The 19,703-nt window shown below is 32.7% G+C and carries 12 protein-coding genes; 8 read left to right on the top strand and 4 right to left on the bottom strand.

The features are described from left to right. Positions 1-18 precede the first annotated feature (18 nt). From fucP to ACJBCC_RS04205, 3 genes are all read right to left on the bottom strand, one after another. Positions 19-1,317 (bottom strand): L-fucose:H+ symporter permease, encoded by a 1,299-nt coding sequence (fucP, locus tag ACJBCC_RS04215; protein ID WP_407556475.1) that lies wholly within the window; start codon positions 1,315-1,317, stop codon positions 19-21. Between the two features lie 89 nt (positions 1,318-1,406). Then, positions 1,407-2,846, bottom strand: coding sequence for an aldehyde dehydrogenase (gene aldA / locus ACJBCC_RS04210; RefSeq protein ID WP_407556474.1), 1,440 nt, complete (start codon positions 2,844-2,846; stop codon positions 1,407-1,409). A 390-nt stretch (positions 2,847-3,236) separates the two neighbouring features. Next, complete coding sequence (locus tag ACJBCC_RS04205) at positions 3,237-4,136, bottom strand: helix-turn-helix domain-containing protein (RefSeq protein ID WP_407556473.1); 900 nt, start codon at positions 4,134-4,136, stop codon at positions 3,237-3,239. A gap of 192 nt (positions 4,137-4,328) precedes the next feature. Between ACJBCC_RS04205 and rhaD the strand changes: the two genes are divergently transcribed. The 6 genes from rhaD to ACJBCC_RS04175 all read left to right on the top strand — a co-directional run bounded on the left by rhaD (position 4,329) and on the right by ACJBCC_RS04175 (position 13,983). Continuing rightward, positions 4,329-5,123 (top strand): rhamnulose-1-phosphate aldolase, encoded by a 795-nt coding sequence (gene rhaD, locus ACJBCC_RS04200; RefSeq protein WP_299098226.1) that lies wholly within the window; start codon positions 4,329-4,331, stop codon positions 5,121-5,123. Between the two features lie 20 nt (positions 5,124-5,143). Beyond that, a complete protein-coding gene (locus tag ACJBCC_RS04195) occupies positions 5,144-6,931 on the top strand; it encodes an L-fucose isomerase (protein WP_407556472.1) in 1,788 nt (595 codons plus the stop codon). Positions 6,932-7,002: 71 nt separating this feature from the next. Further along, entirely contained in the window at positions 7,003-8,313 is a 1,311-nt protein-coding gene (locus tag ACJBCC_RS04190; protein WP_407556471.1) for an FGGY family carbohydrate kinase, read from the top strand. Between the two features lie 10 nt (positions 8,314-8,323). Next, entirely contained in the window at positions 8,324-9,325 is a 1,002-nt protein-coding gene (gene fbp / locus ACJBCC_RS04185; RefSeq protein WP_407556470.1) for a class 1 fructose-bisphosphatase, read from the top strand. A gap of 41 nt (positions 9,326-9,366) precedes the next feature. Beyond that, entirely contained in the window at positions 9,367-13,503 is a 4,137-nt protein-coding gene (locus tag ACJBCC_RS04180) for a two-component regulator propeller domain-containing protein (protein ID WP_407556469.1), read from the top strand. 99 nt (positions 13,504-13,602) lie between these two features. Continuing rightward, positions 13,603-13,983, top strand: coding sequence for a hypothetical protein (locus ACJBCC_RS04175; RefSeq protein WP_299098231.1), 381 nt, complete (start codon positions 13,603-13,605; stop codon positions 13,981-13,983). 473 nt (positions 13,984-14,456) lie between these two features. On the opposite strand, the gene ACJBCC_RS04170 is transcribed toward ACJBCC_RS04175, so the two are convergent. Next, entirely contained in the window at positions 14,457-16,328 is a 1,872-nt protein-coding gene (locus ACJBCC_RS04170) for a hypothetical protein (protein WP_407556468.1), read from the bottom strand. A gap of 371 nt (positions 16,329-16,699) precedes the next feature. Here ACJBCC_RS04170 and ACJBCC_RS04165 point away from each other — a divergent pair, with 371 nt between their 5' ends. Both ACJBCC_RS04165 and ACJBCC_RS04160 read left to right on the top strand, forming a co-directional pair. Beyond that, complete coding sequence (locus tag ACJBCC_RS04165; RefSeq protein WP_407556467.1) at positions 16,700-18,613, top strand: sulfatase; 1,914 nt, start codon at positions 16,700-16,702, stop codon at positions 18,611-18,613. A gap of 180 nt (positions 18,614-18,793) precedes the next feature. Next, positions 18,794-19,612: a T9SS type A sorting domain-containing protein gene (locus ACJBCC_RS04160; RefSeq protein ID WP_299098234.1), complete on the top strand. Its 819-nt coding sequence runs from the start codon at positions 18,794-18,796 to the stop codon at positions 19,610-19,612. The last annotated feature ends 91 nt before the right edge of the window (positions 19,613-19,703 follow it).

Raw genomic sequence — 19,703 nt, 5'->3', positions numbered from 1 at the left:
AGTTTTAATTGCGCTTTCCTATTTATAAATCTTTAAAGTTCGATAACCATAAATTGCTATAAAGCAAAAACATATAAAAGGCAAAATAAAAGAAAAATTAACACCAGATAATGGTCCAATTTGATCAGTATCTATCATTAATCCTTGTAAAATTGGCATTAAAGCGCCTCCAACAATTGCCATAACTAAACCAGCTGCACCAATCGCAGTGTCGTCTGCTCTTAAACCGTCTAATGCAATACCGTAAATGGTTGGAAACATTAATGACATAAATGCTGAAGTGGCCACTAATAAATACAGACCTACAATACCTTCAATTAAGATAACTCCAGACATGGTTGCCATAGCACATAGCGCAAAAATCATGAGTAGTTTTCTAGAATTGACATACTTCATTAGGAAAGTACTTATAAATCTACTACATAAAAATATAGCCATGGCTACAATATTGTAATTTTGAGCTTCTGCTTTTGGTATCCCAAGATTTCCTGCGTATTGAATAATAAATGTCCAACACATAATCTGAGCAGCTACATAAAATAATTGGGCTAAAACGCCTTCCTTATATTTTCCGTTTTTAAATAATCTTTTAAATGATGATGCAGCACTTGTAGGGTTTGCGCTAACAGTTCTTTTAGGCATTTTAGTAATAGAAATAACAACTAACATTGCGATAACCACAAAACCAAGAATAACATATGGGTTTCTAATAATTTCTAAATCGTGGGTTCTAATTAGGGCTTTTTGCGCTTCATCTAGTGTATTAAAAATAAGTTCACCAGCTTCATTTCGTTTATCAGAATCTAAAGCGACAAGTATAAATTTCGATGCTACAAACATCCCAAATAAAGAACCGATAGGATTAAAAGCTTGGGCTAAGTTTAAACGTTGGGTTGCTGTACGTTCATCACCCATAGAAAGTATAAAAGGGTTGGCTGTAGTTTCTAAAAAAGCCAATCCAAATGTTAAAATGTACAAAGACCCTAAGAAGAATCCAAAAACCTCAAATTTGGCGGCTGGGAAAAATAAAAGAGCTCCCACAGCATAAAGTGTTAAACCTAATAGAATTCCTTTTTTATAGCTATATTTTCTAACAAAAAGAGCAGCAGGAATGGCCATTGTAGCATAACCACCATAAAATGCCAATTGCACTAATGCCGCTTTGGCGGTTGAAATTTCCATTACGGTTCCAAACGCGGCGACCATAGGATTGGTAATATCATTGGCAAAACCCCAAAGTGCAAATAAAGAAGTGATGAGTACAAATGGCACAATAACCTCTTTAGATACTACTGGTATTTTTGTTGAATTTGTCATTTAGCTAGGTTTTTTGTTTCAGTGAAAAAAAGCACCATTCAAGTTAAAATCTAAAAATGAACGATGCTAGTATAATCTGCTATTAATTTCTATCTGTATTGAGCATAAATCACTTTAGTTTGAAGGTATTCTTCCATACCATGTTTTCCATCAGCACCACCAATTCCAGATTTCTTCCATCCTGCGTGGAACCCTTGAATTGCTTCAAAATGTTCTCTATTTATATAAGTTTCTCCATATTGCAATTCTTCTGCAGCATGCATTACTTTATTGAAGTTTTCTGAAAAAATTGATGATGTTAATCCATATTCAGAATCATTTGCTAATGCAATAGCTTCATCTAAAGTGCTAAATTTCATTACAGGTAAAACAGGACCGAAAACTTCATCTTGAATAATTTGCATGTCTTGTCTTACGTTAGTTAACAACGTAGGTTGGTAAAAATAGCCTTTGTCAAACTGAGTCGATTTATTTCCACCAAGTAACACTTCTGCTCCTTCTTTTTTAGCAAAATCTACCATTTCAGCTACCTTATCTAGTTGCATTTTAGAAACCATGGCGCTCATATCAGGATTGTTATCAGAAAAAGCATCTTCAACCTTTATAGCTTTCATTTTAGCAGTAACCATATCTAAAAATTGATCGTGGATAGATTCTTCAACATACACACGTTCTGCACAATTACAAACTTGTCCGCTATATATAATTCTTGAGCCAACAACAGCATTAACTGCTAATTCTAAATTGGCATCGGCACATACAATTGCAGGTGCTTTACCTCCTAATTCTAAGGATACTTTAGTAATATTTTCAGAAGCGGCTTCCATTACTTTCTGGCCTGCAAAAACACTACCAGTTAAACTAATAATACCCGTAATTGGACTTTTAGACAATGCGTTACCAACAACTGGTCCAGAACCACACACAAAGTTTAATACTCCTGCAGGTAAATCGATTTTTTGAATTAAATCTACCCACTCCATAATTGTATTTGGCGCTATACAACTCGGTTTAATAACACAAGTATTTCCTGTTATTAATGATGCTGCAACTTTTCTTGCCATTACAAAGAATGGAAAGTTCCATGGTAAGATACCAACGGCAACTCCAATTGGTGCTTTGTGTAAAAAGATGTGTTCCTTTTTACGGTCACTCTGAATAATTTCTCCTTCTATTCGTCTCGCAAAACCTGCATAATAATCAAAATAATCGGCTGTAACATCAATTTCTACTTGTGCTAATCCCATTACTTTAGCTTGTTCTGCTGCTAAAGTCTCTGCTAAAAACACACGATTTTCACGAATGACATTAGCCATTTTATTTAAATAACCAGCGCGCTCAATAGCTGTTAGAGATTTCCAAGCATGTTGTGATTCTTTTGCTGCATCTAATGCTTTGTTGGCATCTTCAACTGATCCATGTGGTATCTCTGACAATACTTCTTCTGTACAAGGGTTAAGTACTTTTGTTACTTCTGAAGAAGTAGACTTTACAAACTTTCCGTTTATAAATTGATTAAATTCTTTCATGAGTGTTTACGTTTAGTTTATGTTGTGATATGTATAATAAATTCAAATATTTTGTTAGAATTAAACAAAGTAGTGAATTCTTATAGGTCAATGTGGTTAACAAACTTATATAACAATGTGTTTTTAGAATTTATCCATATTAATCAATAATATGTATAATTTAAACATTGAAAGATTTCTGTTTTAAGTATTCAACAATATTTTGTAATGAAAAATTTTATATTGTCATAGAAATATGAGAACCTAAGACCGAAATAATTGGTCTCTACAAAGGATGAATAAATAGAATGAATAACGTTTCTCAAATCCGTCAATTACTTGCTCAAAATCTTCATAGCATTAAAACAGTCCTAACTAAACTTAAGTTTAAGAATGCTTAATAAAGAAATTTTAGGTGTATTTCCCAGATTTATAAGATGCAGGTGTTAATCCTGTAACGGATTTAAAAACACGGGAAAAATGATAGCGATCTGAAAAGCCTAAGTTAAATGCTACATTTTCAATAGACTTATTTGTATGTTCAAATAATTCGCAAGATTTTGCGATTTTTCTATTCTGAACAAATTGATGCAAAGTAACATTCATTTCTTCTTTAAACAATCGAGCAAACGAATTTGGAGCCATATTTACAAGTGATGACATTTCGGTATTACTCAACTTTTTATCAAGGTTAACCTCTATATAGCGAATAACTTTTAAGACTCGCTCGTCTATATTAATAGTTTTCCACAATTCAGGTCCAATATTAGTAAGTGCTTCCTTAATAAAAGCTTGTAATTTTAAATTAAAGGTAAGTTTAAAGTTTTTATTTTCAATCTTTAAGCGATTGGTTAAATAATGTAACCGATCCTTTAGATAATCTGTTAATTCAATTTTTAAAATGCCAGGATAGACACTGTCAAAAGGAACACCTAAATTGAAGTGCGCAAAAAAATGGATGAGAAACATATTCTCTAACTCAGCTTCATTGTGTTTAATATTTAATTGTTTTCCGGAAACATGAATGCCTTCATTATAGCTGTGATTTTTTGTATAGCGCGATGAAAAAGATGTAAATGGAGGAATAATATAGATATGATTTGGATCCATTTCATAAACAACTTCCTGGTGAATTAATTGGCCGCCTGTGTTTTTATTCCAATATAGCCTCCAAAACGGAAAAACCATTTCATGACAATCCCATAAATCTAACAACCAATATCTACAACATAACATCTTTAATTTCAGATCAATAAAGTTTTGATGATTTGCAGAAGGGTCACCTAATTCAATGTTTTTTACAAACTTCATGCAGTGTCAATGTTTGAATTAGATACAAAAATACAGATTTTGAATATTTAATAAGGAGTATAGTGCCTCTATTTTTGTTACAATAATTTTAGTTAAAATAATATAAGCCATTCATAACCAAAGTGCAGAACGAGATGCTATGATTAATATGGATATACCATTTGACAAATAAAAAGCAAAAAACATATACAAATGAAAACGATAAAACTTCCAGCACAAGTAGAAGCAGAATTAAAAAAAGTATCCGAAGTTGCAGGTTATTTATGGCAACGTGAGTGGGCTGAGCGTAATGCAGGTAATATTTCTATGAACTTAACCTCATACTTTTCTAAAGAAGAAGTGCAAGGTATTGGAACAGAAGTACCATTTGAATTTCCAAAAGGCGCAGCAGGATTTGTAATCTATATTACAGGTACAGGTTGCTATTTGAGAGATTTAGTAAATAAGCTTGAAGAGGCCTCTTGTATTCTTTACATCAATGAAGATGCTACTGCTTATTCTATTATTTGGGGAGGGAAACGAGAAAACTTTGGTCCAACATGTGAATTGATTTCGCACTCAAGCATTCACCTTTTTAATTCTATTCATCATCCAGAAAATTTAGCGGTTGTGCATACACATCCTTTAGAATTAATATGTATGAGTCATCATGAATTGTTTGACGATGAAGAAGAATTAAACAGACAAATATGGGCAATGTGTCCAGAAGTTAAGGTTTTTGTACCTAAAGGAATTCATTGTACTCCATATGCTTTGTCTAGTACAGCTGCATTGGCAGAAGTAACTATGGAAGCATTTAAAACTAGAAACGTGTCTTTATGGGAAAAGCATGGTGCAACCGCAACAGCTCCAGATGTAATGCAAGCATGGGACTTTTTAGATGTAGCAAACAAAGGCGCTAAAATGTTAATGATGTGTTGGGCGGCAGGTTTTAAACCAGCTGGACTTTCAAATGAGCAATTAACAGAGTTAGAACAATTCACATAGAATAAAAAACAATATAAATCATGAGTAGATTAATAGGTAGATTACCAAAAGTAGGCATTCGTCCTGTGATTGACGGACGTGAATTAGGCGTAAGAGAGTCTTTAGAAGTTCAAACGATGGACATGGCTAAAGCTGCGGCGAAATTAATAGAAGATAATTTACGTTTTCCAAGTGGAGAGAAAGTAGAAGTTGTTATTGCTGATACTACGATTGGTGGTGTTGCAGATGCGGCAGCTTGTGCAGATAAATTTAAAAGAGAAGGTGTTGAAGTGTCTTTAACAGTAACGCCATGTTGGTGTTATGGAACTGAAGTAATGGACACTGACCCCTTAACACCTAAAGCCGTTTGGGGTTTTAACGGAACGGAACGACCTGGTGCTGTATATTTAGCGGCAGCATTAGCAGGCTATTCTCAAAAAGGATTACCGGCTTTTGGAATTTATGGTAAAGAAGTTCAAGATGGAGGCGACCAAACCATTCCTCAAGATGTATCTGAAAAAATATTACGTTTTGTAAAAGGAGGTTTAGCCGTTGCACAAATGAATGGTAAGTCTTATTTATCAATAGGATACAGCTCTATGGGAATAGCAGGTTCTATGGTAGATGTTAACTTTTTACAAGATTACTTAGGTGTGCGAGCAGAATTTGTGGAGTCTGTAGAGTTATTAAGACGTATTGATGAAGGTATATACGATCACGACGAATATGAAAAAGCATTAGCTTGGACCAAAGAAAACTGTAAAGAAGGCAAAGATTATAACAGTCCTGAAGCTCAAAAATCAGCGGAAGTAAAAGATGCTGAATGGGAAAAAGTTGTTAAAATGACTTTAATCTGTAAAGATTTAATGAACGGAAACCCAAAGTTGAAAGACATGGGCTTCGGTGAAGAATCTAAAGGTAGAAATGCCATAATGGGAGGTTTCCAAGGGCAACGTCAGTGGACCGATTACCAACCGAATGCCGATTTCACAGAGTCTATTTTAAACTCGTCTTTTGACTGGAATGGTATTCGACAAGCGTACACTTTCGCTACAGAAAATGATTGTTTAAACGCAATTTCTATGTTGTTTGGACATTTATTAACTAATAAAGCACAATTATTCTCAGACGTTCGTACGTATTGGAGTCCAGAATCTGTAGAGCGTGTAACAGGTAAAAAACTAACAGGAATTGCAGAAAACGGAATTATCCACTTAATCAATTCTGGTTCTACAACCTTAGATGCTACAGCACAACAAACCGATGCTGATGGTAATCCAACCATGAAACCATTCTGGGATATTACAGAAGAAGAGGTTCAAAAATGTTTAGATAATACCAAATGGCCAGCCGCAATTGCTGAATATTTTAGAGGTGGAGGATTCTCTTCACAATTTAAAACAATTGGAGAGTTACCAATGACAATGTGTAGATTAAACTTGGTAAAAGGGATTGGACCAGTTTTACAAATAGTAGAAGGTTGGAGTGTAGAATTACCTGAAGATGTTCATGAAGTATTAGATGAGAGAACGAATCCAACTTGGCCTACAACATGGTTTGTACCAAGAACAACAGGATCAGGTTGCTTTAAAGATGTCTATACTGTAATGGCGAAATGGGGAGCGAATCACGGAGCGATTTCTCACGGACATATTGGAGCTGATTTAATTTCATTAGCTGCGATGTTACGTATTCCAGTAAATATGCATAACGTTAGTGAAGACGACGTGTTTAGACCAAGTGCATGGTCTGCTTTTGGCGAAAACATAGAAGGAGCTGATTATAGAGCATGTGAAAATTATGGTCCGTTATACGGATTTAAAAACTAAATAGAATAACTAAAAAAGGGTGTTTGACCATATGAAAGTCAAACACCTTTTTTTATAAAATTTGAATTGAGATGGTGAATGTAATTGCTGTAATTGATATAGGAAAAACCAATAAAAAAATTCTTTTATTTAATGAAACGTTGGATGTCGTTTATAGCAATTCAACACGATTTGATGAAATTACGGATGAAGATGCAGATCCTTGCGATGATATAGAATCGATTGAAAAATGGATTCAAAATGAAATAAAAAGAATACAATCAGAAGAGGAATATAATATTAAGGCCATCAACTTTTCAACCCATGGAGCAAGTCTTATTTATTTAGATGAAAAAGGCAATAGAATAACACCATTATACAACTATTTGAAGCCACTAAACTTAGATGAATATCATGAGTTTTATGACCAATATGGAGGTCAGGAAGAATTTTCTAGACGAACAGCATCGCCTGCTTATGGCATGTTAAACACTGGACTTCAAATTTTAAAATTACAAAAAGAAAAACCTGAGTTTTGGAGCCAAGTCGTTTCAATTCTGCATTATCCACAATACTTAAGCTACCTTTTTACAAAAAAAATAACTGCCGATTTTACCTCTGTAGGAGCGCATACCGCGACTTGGGATTTTGATACTATGCAATACCATAAGTGGGTGTCAGATTACAATTTAAATTTACCCACACCACAAAATGGTAAAGAAGCAATTGTAGCTACTTTTAATGGACGAGAAATTGCTATCGGAACCGGATTGCACGATAGTTCTTCTTCAATAATTCCGATATTGGAAACTGAAAAAAACAATGAATTTATTCTATTGTCAACAGGTACTTGGATTATAGCAATGAATCCTTTTAGCAAAGAAAATTTAACGCAACATCAATTAAAGAACAACTGTTTGTGTTTTATGACCCCTCAGAAACAGCAAATAAAATCGTCCATGCAGTTTCTTGGAAAAATTCACGAGGTGTATATTGATGCGTTAAGCACCTATTTTAAAGTTGATATTGATACGCATTTACACTTAGAATTAAATGAAGTTTTATGCAATGAAATCAGAGATACAGATGCACGAGTATTTTTATCTGAAGGAATTGATACTGATTTTGAAGCACATCCATATTTATTGACAAATTACGACAATTATGAAGCCGCTTACTATCAAATAATTTTTGAAATGAGCAAAAAAGTAATTCAAGGTATTAATTTAATTTCTGATGAAAATACAGTTATTAAAGATGTTTATATTTCAGGTGGATTTAATAAAAACCTTATATTTATTAAGTTTCTAGAGCTGTTGAACCCTGATATCCAAATAAAAATTTCTGATTGTAAAAATGAAAGTGCTTTAGGTGCTGCTTTAATGATGAAATCATATATCTAAATCAACTACTATGAGTCATCAGAAAACAACATTAGGAGAGTTTATTATAAAAAACCAATCTTCTTTTCCTTTTTCCAGTGGAGAATTATCAAGTCTATTAAATGCCTTACGTTTAGCTGCTAAAGTTGTTAATCATGAGGTAAATAAAGCTGGTTTAGTAGATTTGTTTGGAGATTCTGGCGATATGAATGTTCAAGGAGAACAACAACAAAAATTAGATGTATTCGCTAACAATACATTTATTCAATCCTTAAAGAATAGAAATATTGTTTGCGGCATTGTGTCAGAAGAAAATGACGAATTTATTACTATTGAAGGTCGTGATAAAGCATCTAATGGTAAATATGTGGTTCTTATGGATCCTTTGGATGGCTCGTCTAATATAGATGTTAATGTTTCTGTTGGTACTATTTTTTCCATCTATAGAAGAATCACACCGCAAGGTACACCTGTAGAAGAAAAAGATTTTTTGCAACCTGGCAGAAAGCAAGTGGCGGCAGGTTATATTGTTTATGGTACTTCTACCATGTTGGTTTATACCACTGGTGATGGTGTTAATGGATTTACGCTTAATCCAGCAATTGGGTCTTTCTATTTATCACACCCTAATATGAATTTTCCAGAAAAAGGATCTATTTATTCTGTTAATGAAGGGAATTATAGTCATTTTCCAGAATCGGTAAAACGATATATAAAATACTGTCAAGAAGTTGAAGAAGATAGACCTTATTCACAACGTTATATAGGCTCTTTAGTGTCAGATTTTCATAGAAATATGATAAAAGGTGGAATATACCTTTATCCTAATAGTACTGTTAATGCAGATGGAAAACTAAGGTTGCTTTATGAATGTAACCCAATAGCATTTTTAACGGAACAAGCTAATGGTATTGCAACTGACGGTAAGCAAGGTACATTAGATATTATTCCTACAGAAATACATGAGCGAGCACCATTTTATTGTGGAAGCCCATTTATGGTAAAAAAATTACTTGAATTTATAAAGCAATAAATTATATTGCTTATATTCTTGAGTCAAACTTAATAAATAACATGCGCAGAATTATATGCCTTATTAGTGTCATAATAATACTATTTACGCAATACGCTTATACTCAAAATTTTGAACGCATCTCTAATAGTGAGGGTTTCAATCAAAATACAGTCAACGCTATTGCACAAGACAAATATGGATTTTTATGGTATGCCACACCAAACGGATTAATACGTTATGACGGTTATGAGTTTAAAACATATAGTGCCCAGTCAAAAGATGAGTATTCCATTTCTAGCAATAATGTAACTTATTTATTTAATGATAAAGATGGTATTCTTTGGATAGGGACTAATTTTGGGGTTAATATATATATTCCTTGGTTAGAACAGTTTTTTACCGTGCCACTAAAATCGAATATTAATGTCAATAAAATTGCATCTAGAGATGATGGTTATGTCTGGGTGTCTTCTTCAAAAGAATTAATTCGTTGCAAACTAAAAGATATCAAAAAAGGTGTTTTTGAAGTATCAGAAAACATTTTAGATTTAAATGGAAAACCTATAGAAGTAAATACATTTACTTTTGGATTGAATAATTCAATAATTTTAGGAACAACTGATGGTTTGAAAAAAGTAAGGTGTCAGTCTGATCCACTACCATTAAAATCGGAAACTCCTAATTTAAATAACTTCGAATTTTTTAAAGATAAAGACATTACTGAAATTATTAAGGTGGACAATATTTTTTGGGTTGGAACCACAAAAGGACTATTTAGCACCAATTTAGATGTAAATGCTAATTATTTGGTCAAAGAAATTAAAGTTCCTAATCAAGATTCTGCGATTTTTGTTAATAGCCTTTTTAGAGATAATGATAATGTTTTATGGATAGGAACCATTGGAAATGGATTATACAAATTTAACCCTATTCTAAATTCTTTTAAACACTTCAATTATGACGTAAAGAATAAAAATAGTATCAGTAGTCTTCAGATTAATACGGTTTATCAAGATAGTTTTAATGTGCTTTGGGTAGGTACAGCTCAAGGAGGTATTAATAAACTAGATCTTTATCAAAAGCCTTTTTATTCATATTCTAACAATCCTTATGACAAGTTTTCGATTGGAGATAACTTAATTACTTCAATTTTGGAAGATAGCAGTGGTAAAGTCTGGGTTTCTGGTTATAACAAAAAATTATTTCGAAGTATAGATGCCATAAATGCCAATACTATTGACAAAATTAAATTTGAAGATTTACAATCTAAATTACCTATAGAATCTAATGATGTTATAAGGTGTATTTATCAAGATAAAAGAAATTATATTTGGATTGGTACGGACAAAAAAGTAGTGGTATACAACCCAATAAAAAACGATTTTAAGGAGATACAATTTTTATTAAATGGAGTTAGTTCTTCATTGTTTTTAACTCGGAATATTACTCAGATTAATGATACAGACTTTGTGCTTTCTGGAAATAGAGTTTTGGTTATTGAGAATCCTTGGAAAGCCTTTAATGGTACCAGGAAGCCAAAAATAACTATAAAATCTCGTTTAAAATTAGACGCAAATAGAGTTGTAAGTTTTTTACAACATAGCAATGGTCAGTTATGGTTTGGTACAGATAAGGGCCTGAAGCAATGTAAATATGTCGATGGAAATATTGAAGTTATAAATCATTTTAATACAAATACTGCCAACAAAGGGAATATTATGCTAAGTTCAAATCGAGTTTTTACACTTTTTGAAGATAATAGGCAAAATATCTGGATAGGTACATTTGGTGGAGGTTTAAATAAATTAACTTTAGATAGTGAAAATAATCCTCAGAAAATAGAGTATTTCAGAAAAAACGATGTTTTACCAGACGATGTAATTTATGGCATATTACCACAAAAAAACAGTGAAAATATGTGGTTCAGTACAGATATGGGATTGGTAAGGTTTAGTACAGACACCAACAAATTAAATATTTTTGATGTTAGCGATGGATTAATTCAAAACAACTTTAGACAATCAGCATACACCTTGGGTTCATCAGGATATATGTATTTTGGTGGACTAAACGGACTAACTATTTTTGACCCTGAGAACATTGCTTTAAATAATCATTCGCCACGCGTATTAATAACGTCATTATTGGTAAATAATAAACCCGTAAAAATTGGTGAGAAATTAAATAACATTACTATTCTAGACAAAGCAATTTCAGAAACAGATACAATTGAGATTTGCAAAAGTCAACGTATTATATCCTTTAATTTAGTAGCTGAACACACCTCTGCACCTGCTAAAAATAAATTAGCTTATAAACTAGAAGGATTCAACAAAGATTGGGTAGAAACAGATGAGGGTAAATCTACCATAACATATACTAATTTATCTGATGGAACTTACACTTTAAAAGTGAAGTCTGCAAATGGAGACGGTATTTGGAGCGATTCAACTAAAACTGTAACATTAATTGTTTTGCCGCTTTGGTATCAAACCTGGTGGAGTTACACACTGTTGGTGCTAATCTTTTTAGGTGTTGGTGTCGGTATTGTGTTTTATTTCGTCCAGCACGAAAAATTAAAACAAAAATTGATTTACGAGCAATTAGACAAGAATAGGGTAGAGGTTATCAACCAAGGAAAATTCAAATACTTTACAAACTTATCTCATGAGTTTAGAACACCTCTTACACTAATTTCAGGACCTTTAGATAGGGTAATTGAAAATAATAACAATCCAGAAAGTGAACGCTTCTTAGCAATCATTAAAAGAAACACTCATCGACTTTTAAGTTTAATAGATCAGTTGATCACTTTTAGACAGGCGGAACAGGGTTATCTAAATTTAAACTACACTAAGTTAACTTTAGGGGATTTCTTATACCCAACAACTGAGGCTTTTGAAAATTATGCATTAGAAAAGAATATTAATTTTCATTATAAAATAAGTTCTCCAAATGAAGAAATTATTATTGATGTAGAAAAGCTGGAACGAATAATTTTTAATTTACTCTCTAACGCTTTCAAAAACACACCAGTTCAAGGAACTATAAGTATCAATGCGTCCATTGTTTTTGAAGATAAGGCTAAGAACATAAAAATTGATGTGATAGATACCGGAAAAGGAATTCCGAAGGAAAGTTTAAATAACATTTTTGAACGTTTTTATCAATTAGGAAATCAAGATGGAAATGTTAGTGGAGGAGGTATTGGATTATCATTTTGTAAATCTTTGGTGGAATTATTTAATGGAAGCATTTCTGTAAAAAGTAAACCTAATAAGGAAACACGTTTTAGCGTTGTGATTCCTTCTTCTACGGTTGAAGATGTGGCTATTGAAGTGAATGAAGAAAAAAAGTCATTCATAAAAAATTGGGTTCCTTTACAAACCAATAATATTCAAGAAAAGGATAGTCAAAAAAACAATAAAAAACAGCATAATATATTAGTAGTTGAAAATGAGTTAGACATACAAGATTTTCTTAATAATGCATTATCAGACACCTATAATATTACCATAGCAAATAATGGAGTAGAGGCCTTAGAGGAAATTAAAAAAACGGAGTTCAGTACAATTATAAGTGATGTAATGATGCCAGAAATGGATGGTTTTGAATTATGTAAACGGATAAAAGCCAATCCAGAAACTTGTCAACTACCAGTATTATTATTAACAGCTTTAGGTGACAATGTCGATTTAATTAAGGGTTTAGAGTTTGGGGCAGATGAATATATAAGCAAACCATTTTCTTTAAAGCATTTAGAACTTCGATTGCAGAAACTTATAGAAAATAATGTAAAAATAAAAACTCATTTTTCAAAAAATAGTGTGCCACCAAAAAACAAAAAGGAATTAGGTTTTTCTAAAAGAGACTTGGAGTTTTTAGAGAATATCACGGAAATTATAGAGAATAATTTATCAAATTCAAATTTTGGTGTGGAAGAGCTTTCTAAAGAAGCTGGTTTAAGTTCATCACATTTTTATAGAAAACTGAAGCAACTTACTGGGCAAGTCCCTAATGCTTATTTACGTAATTTTAGGTTGCAGAGAGCAGCTGAGTTATTAGATAGCAATAGTGGTTTTAACGTTGCAGAAGTGATGTATCAAATAGGTATAGAGTCTAATTCTTATTTTTCTACTTCATTTAAAAAATTACATGGGATTTCGCCATCAGAATACTCAAAAAGGCAAAAATGATAGTTTTCAGCAATTAAATGATGATTTGCAGAATGCTATTAAAAATAGTATAAACTAAATTTGTTATTCAATTAATTAATTTTAAACCATTTTAACATTATGAAAAAATCAATATTATTCCTAGTTTTTAGTATCGCATTATCGAGTTCATTATTTGCTCAAAGTGATCTAGATAGTAAAATAGAAAAAAAAGTTAATGCTTACATAGAGCGTGTAGAAAGTAAAGTAACACTTACTGCTGAAGAAAAAGAAACTTTAAGAACATTAAACACTGCACACGCAAAAGCGAGTTTAGAAATTAATGAAACGTACGAAAAAGGATCGGATGAGCTAAAAGCAAAAAGAAAAGAAAATAACAAAACTTATGGTAAAGCGTTAAAGGAAGCTTTTGGAGACGAACGTGCTAAAGAAATAAAAAATGCCTCTAAAAAGAATAAGGGGAAAGGAAAAGGAAAAGGGAAAAAGAAGAAGAAAAATTAATTACTTCTACAATTATGAGCTCTGTAAAAGGCTTCCTTAAAGGAATCAAGTTTATAGAGTAAACACTTATTGAATTAGACCTTAAATTATATATCCTTTAAAAGTATTTATGAATACTTTTAAAGGATATTTTTTTTGTGGAATAACATAATCTCTTATACAAAAGGGAAAGTTTCTCTCTATACTTTATATAATTCCGAATAAAGAATTGAATAAGGTATTTGTTAGATTATGGAATTATTACAGTTATTTACATCTAACGCTACTTATTCTGCGCCATTAACTCTAATGTAACAATAAGAGAAAACAATGTATAGGCTTCACTTCTATTTGTTTCTGCGATGTAATTGAATAATGTCGTTTAACTTATTAAAACAACTTAATAAGAAATGTATTTTAAATTTCCATACAGAATACCAAAAAAAGCTTCTTGACAACAAGAAGCTTTCATACTAAATTATTTGTAATGTGTATTATCTAACCCTTTGAATTGTAACATGTGTTTTAGTAGAAGATGAATCTAACGTAACACCCGTTTGGTTGTTAATTACATAAACTTCTATTGATTGACCGAAAGTTACATTCGCAACACATGAAATTTGTCTTGCTACTTGACTGGAATCTGTGCCATTATAATAATGATTTACAGAATACTCTTGATATGGCGTACCATTTATATGTACCACAATTCCATAATATTCTGTATTAGTTTGGGAAGTGGTACTATGAAAGCTAGCATCTATTCTATAAACACCAGTAGATGCTGCTACAAATTCGTTAGCAGTGGTGTTAAATTCGGTTGAACCAGTAGGGTTTAACCCAACCGTATCAAAAGCAATTTTTTGAGATCCTGTAGCAGTAAGCGCTTGGTTGGCACTAAGCGTAGCTCTAATAATAGGAAACATAGAAACATCAGGTGCTTGATCTTCAAACGTTAATTGGCCAGCGCCATCTGTTACCAAAATTTGATCTGCGGTACCATCTATTGTCGGAAATGCAAATCCGGTCCCGCTAGGATCCGCTACTTGCAATTCTCCATTTACTCTTACTATATCGTTATCAAACTCTCCATAAATCAATGGAGTCGGACCACTTGCGTTTTGAATTACCAACGTATTATCAACCGTATCAAAACTATTGTGTAAGCCCGCATTATCGCCAATAAAAATGTTATTGCTTCCTGTTGCATCACGTCCCGTGTTTTTGCCTATAAAAACATTTTTAATTCCTCCTGTTAAAGAAAGGCCAGAATTAAAACCAATAAGAACATTGTCTTCTCCAGTAGTATTGCCACTTCCTGCATTTGCGCCAATAGCAACATTAGAAGTACCTGTTGTGGTGCCAGACAAAGCGTTAACTCCAAACGCAGAATTATTATTTCCTGTACTAGAATTAAGTGCACCATGACCAAATGCAGAATTATTTTCACCAGAAACATTTGAATATAGCGCCCGATATCCTACACTAGTATTTTGTTCCCCTCCTGCATTTAGATATGAAGCTTGGAAACCAACCGCAGTATTTTGTGCGGCAGTATTAGTATATAAGGCCTCTTTACCAACTGCGGTATTAGCACCTCCAGTTACATTAGAGAACAGTGCCCAATCACCTATGGCTACATTATTTCCACCAGCTGTATTGCTAGCAGAGGCTAGTGTTCCTAAAGCAGTGTTAAAACTACCAGTAGTGTTTCCTTCTAAAGAACCCCTACCATAAGCAGAATTTCTTCGTCCTGTGCTATTTGTAGCTAGAGATCTAAAACCAAAAGCAGAATTATTCAAACCCGTAGTACTTAAAGTTAATGCTTGAAATCCAAAAGCAGAATTAGCATCGCCAGATACATTTGTCATTAATGCGTTAAAACCTACACCAACATTTTGATTGTGATTACCATCATCATTTAGCCCTGCATCTATACCTATAAAAATCGAAGAACCAGGAGTAGCACCACCTACATCAGATTTTCCATCAGATAGATCATTTAATCTTTCAATACTTGAAAATCTTATCCAATCTGTCACAGCATTGTCCCAATAATAGAACCCTTTTGTGTCAGGTCCAACTGTCGTGGTAAGATAAATAAGCATACCATTTTGGGCAGCTGTAGGGTCTGTTGCGGGAAAATCATCAACTCTAGGGATTAAAATACCATCCTCATTAGATGGTGATGCTTGGTTAGATGCTGTAATATCTAAAGCCGCTTGTGGATTTGTGTTTCCGACTCCTACTTGAGCATAAGAAAAAGAAACCAAAAATAACAACGCTAAAAGCAAAGTGCTTTTATAATGCACCTCTCTTTTTGTAAATAATTTATGTATCATATTAGTAGGGTATTTAGTTTTCAAAAATGTTGTTTTTAAGTCTTATAATAATTGCAATAATTTTAAATATTGGAATCATAAAATTAACGTCTTAAATTTTTTGAAAGATAATTAAGATACTACTGTAATATTTTCTCTTATCGCCCTATTTCTTTCTATAATCCACTTAATATGGTCGATAATTGACATTTATACTAAAATATAGAATGCTGAATGTATAAGATTAAGTTGAATTTAGTAGTCAAACAGATTGATCTAAGCAAAGTTTAAAACTATTTGAGACAGGGTATGAATTAATAGTTTTGTTATTTAGCGAAATAACGAAAGCCTATCTAAAAATTATTAAGAAAGATAATATTAGAAGCATAGTATAAGACGAAATAAACTTAACAAAAATGAGATACAAATACCTTATAATTTTTACAGTTGTAATAAGTGTCAGTATTAGCTGTAATATAAAAAACTTAAAAGTATCAAGCTCTGAAATAGTTAATGCAGATAGACCTCAACCCAATATCTTGCTTTTGCTCACTGATGATTTAGGATGGCAAGATGTAAAGGCTTATGACGTTGACAAGCCTTCTCCCTACGAAACACCAAATATTGACGCATTAGCGAAAAAAGGTGTACAGTTTTGGCAGGCTTATTCACCAGCTCCAACATGCGCTCCCAGTAGATGTGCAATAATGAGCGGAACACATCCTGCAAGAGCTCAAAAAACACATGTTGTTGGTGGTGCTCCACCGACAGTGCATGCTAACAAAAGTACACAACGGCTTATGGATCCTTGGTATAGTGGCCGTATGCCAGCAAATGAAATGACATTAGCAAGAGTGCTACAACAAAATGGATATACTACTGGCCATGCAGGAAAGTGGCACATGGCAATTAATCACTTTGCATTTCCACAACCAGAAGACCAAGGTTTTGATATCTCAACAGCTAATCGTGGCGCAACAAGTCCACAAAAACCAAATAGACTAACTGATTTTGCAAGTTCGGCGACATCAGATCCTTATCAATTAGATGAGGACGGCTTTCCTTTTCATCAAAATAATGAAGATGCATTAAATTTTTTAAGAGAAAATAAACAAGACCCTTTCTTTTTATATTATGCCACATATTTAGTGCATGCACCAATACACACAAGGAGTAAAGCTCTATTAGAAAAATATTGTAAAAAATTAGGACTTCCATATCCAACAGATCCTGAGCATTGGGAAGTAAAAGGACAGAACAATCCTTATTATGCAGCAATGGTAGAAATGTTAGATCATTATGTGGGACAAGTTTTTAACTATTTAGAAACAACCGATGACCCAAGGTGGCCTGGTCATAAATTAAGTGAAAATACCTATATCATTTTTACTTCAGATAATGGTGGTATGGAAAAAGCACATGGTGATATAGTAACAGATAATTACCCTTTAGATAAAGGGAAGATAAATGCCAAAGAAGGTGGTACAAGAGTCCCTTTGTTTATTTCTGGACCAGGAATAGATAGTGGAGTAGAATCAGATGTCGTTTTAAACGGGCTTGATTTTTATCCTACAATTCTATCTTTAATAGGGCTTGAAAAACCTAAAGACAAGCATTTAGATGGTTCAGACTTATCTAACTTATTGTTAACAGATCCTACCGATTCTAAATTAGTTCTAGATAATAACGGAAAAGAAAGAACGACAATGATGTGGCACTTTCCACACGCTTCTTACCAAAGTACATTGCGTGACGGAGATTATAAATTTATTAGAAACTATGATTTTAAAAATAATCCTAATACTCCAGAGTTTGAACTATACAAGTTATATACAACCATTAATGGTAAAGCAGAACGCACAGATATTGAGGAGGCTAATAATTTAGCAACATCAAGTCCTGAGATAACAATAAAAATGAACAAGCGACTGACTGAAATTTTAACAGAAATGAACGCGAGCTACCCATCTTACAATCCATATTATAAAGGAGATTTAGAACATAAAGAAACGGTTCCTACTGTATTATTTGTGTCTAAAAAAAATAACCAAGTTAATTTTAAATACAAAGAAAATGGCGCTAAGGTGATAAAGGCTAATTTATTATACACAATTAATGGAGGGCTTCGTTACGAGGAGTGGTTTAAAACCGATGCAGAAATAAACACAGATGGAACAATAACTGCTATTTTACCCAAAGGAACAACCCATTATTTAATTAACTTAATTGATGCTCATAATTTCTTAGTCAGTTATCCAGAAATGCCGTCTAACAAATCTCTAAAAAAGAATAAAAAGAAGTATTCTAATTACGCTTTACGTAATAACTAAATTTGTTTTGATCTAGAATTTAAAAAATTAAAATCAATACTGATAATATCATAAATACTTGTTTTTCAGATTAGGTTTAGCCTTTTTACAAGAAATGAGTATGGTTTAGAATGAATTCAGCAAATTAAAATCACTGCATAAACTTAACTTTGACTAACTAATTTTTAAACCACATATATTATGAAAAAACAATTACTTTTTACAATCGCTTTTTTAGGAGCTTTAACATTTTCTTTTGCACAGCTGAGCAGCGAAGCTTCATTTGATGCTGCAGGTGCGGATCTTCAAATATTTACTGTAGGACAACAAGATGCAGATGATATTAATGACCCAGCCATCGTTACTGCATTGGGTGGTGGAACGGTAGCAACTAACAATAACTTTTTAGGTATTTTAGGGGATTCTAATACAAATGATGGTGTAACAGGTACGATTATTTTCACTGTTACTACTAATTCAGCTACAGCTATACTTACACCACTTAATTTAACTTTGGAAAAAAGAGGAGGATGTAGTGTTAATGGTACAGTTTCTGTAACAGGATATTCAGATACAACATTTGCTTATGCGTCTGATGGAACTACTGGTGGCGCTTCTCCCGAGATCAATTTTCAGTTTGGAGAAATTATTTCACTTGTTTCAGGTTCGCCACTTACGGTTACTATTACACTTGAAGAAATGCTTAATGTAGATAATACAACAAACCCAATTTTTAGGATACAAGATGTTATACTTGAAAAAGATGGAACTTTAGGTATTGATGATCTTTCAAATAACGACATTGAAACACGTATTTTTCCAAACCCAGTAGTAAATAACTTCAAAATTGAATCAAATACAACTATAGAAAGTGTAACACTTTATAACATTACTGGTCGTTTAATAAAGACATTTAACGAACAAGCAAATTATGATATTAGTGATTTAGTGGCAGGTATTTACCTTGCAAATATTGAAACAGAATTAGGTTCGCAAACTATGAAGATAGTTAAAGAGTAAGCTTATCAATTATTCGCAAATTATTATTAAAAGAGTTCTTTGGTAAGTTTTACTGAGGAACTCTTTTTCTATTTCATAGAGTCATAAAGTT

The organism is Winogradskyella sp. 4-2091 (assembly GCF_045765065.1).
GTDB lineage: Bacteria > Bacteroidota > Bacteroidia > Flavobacteriales > Flavobacteriaceae > Winogradskyella.
This window is presented reverse-complemented; position numbering and strand designations above follow the sequence as displayed.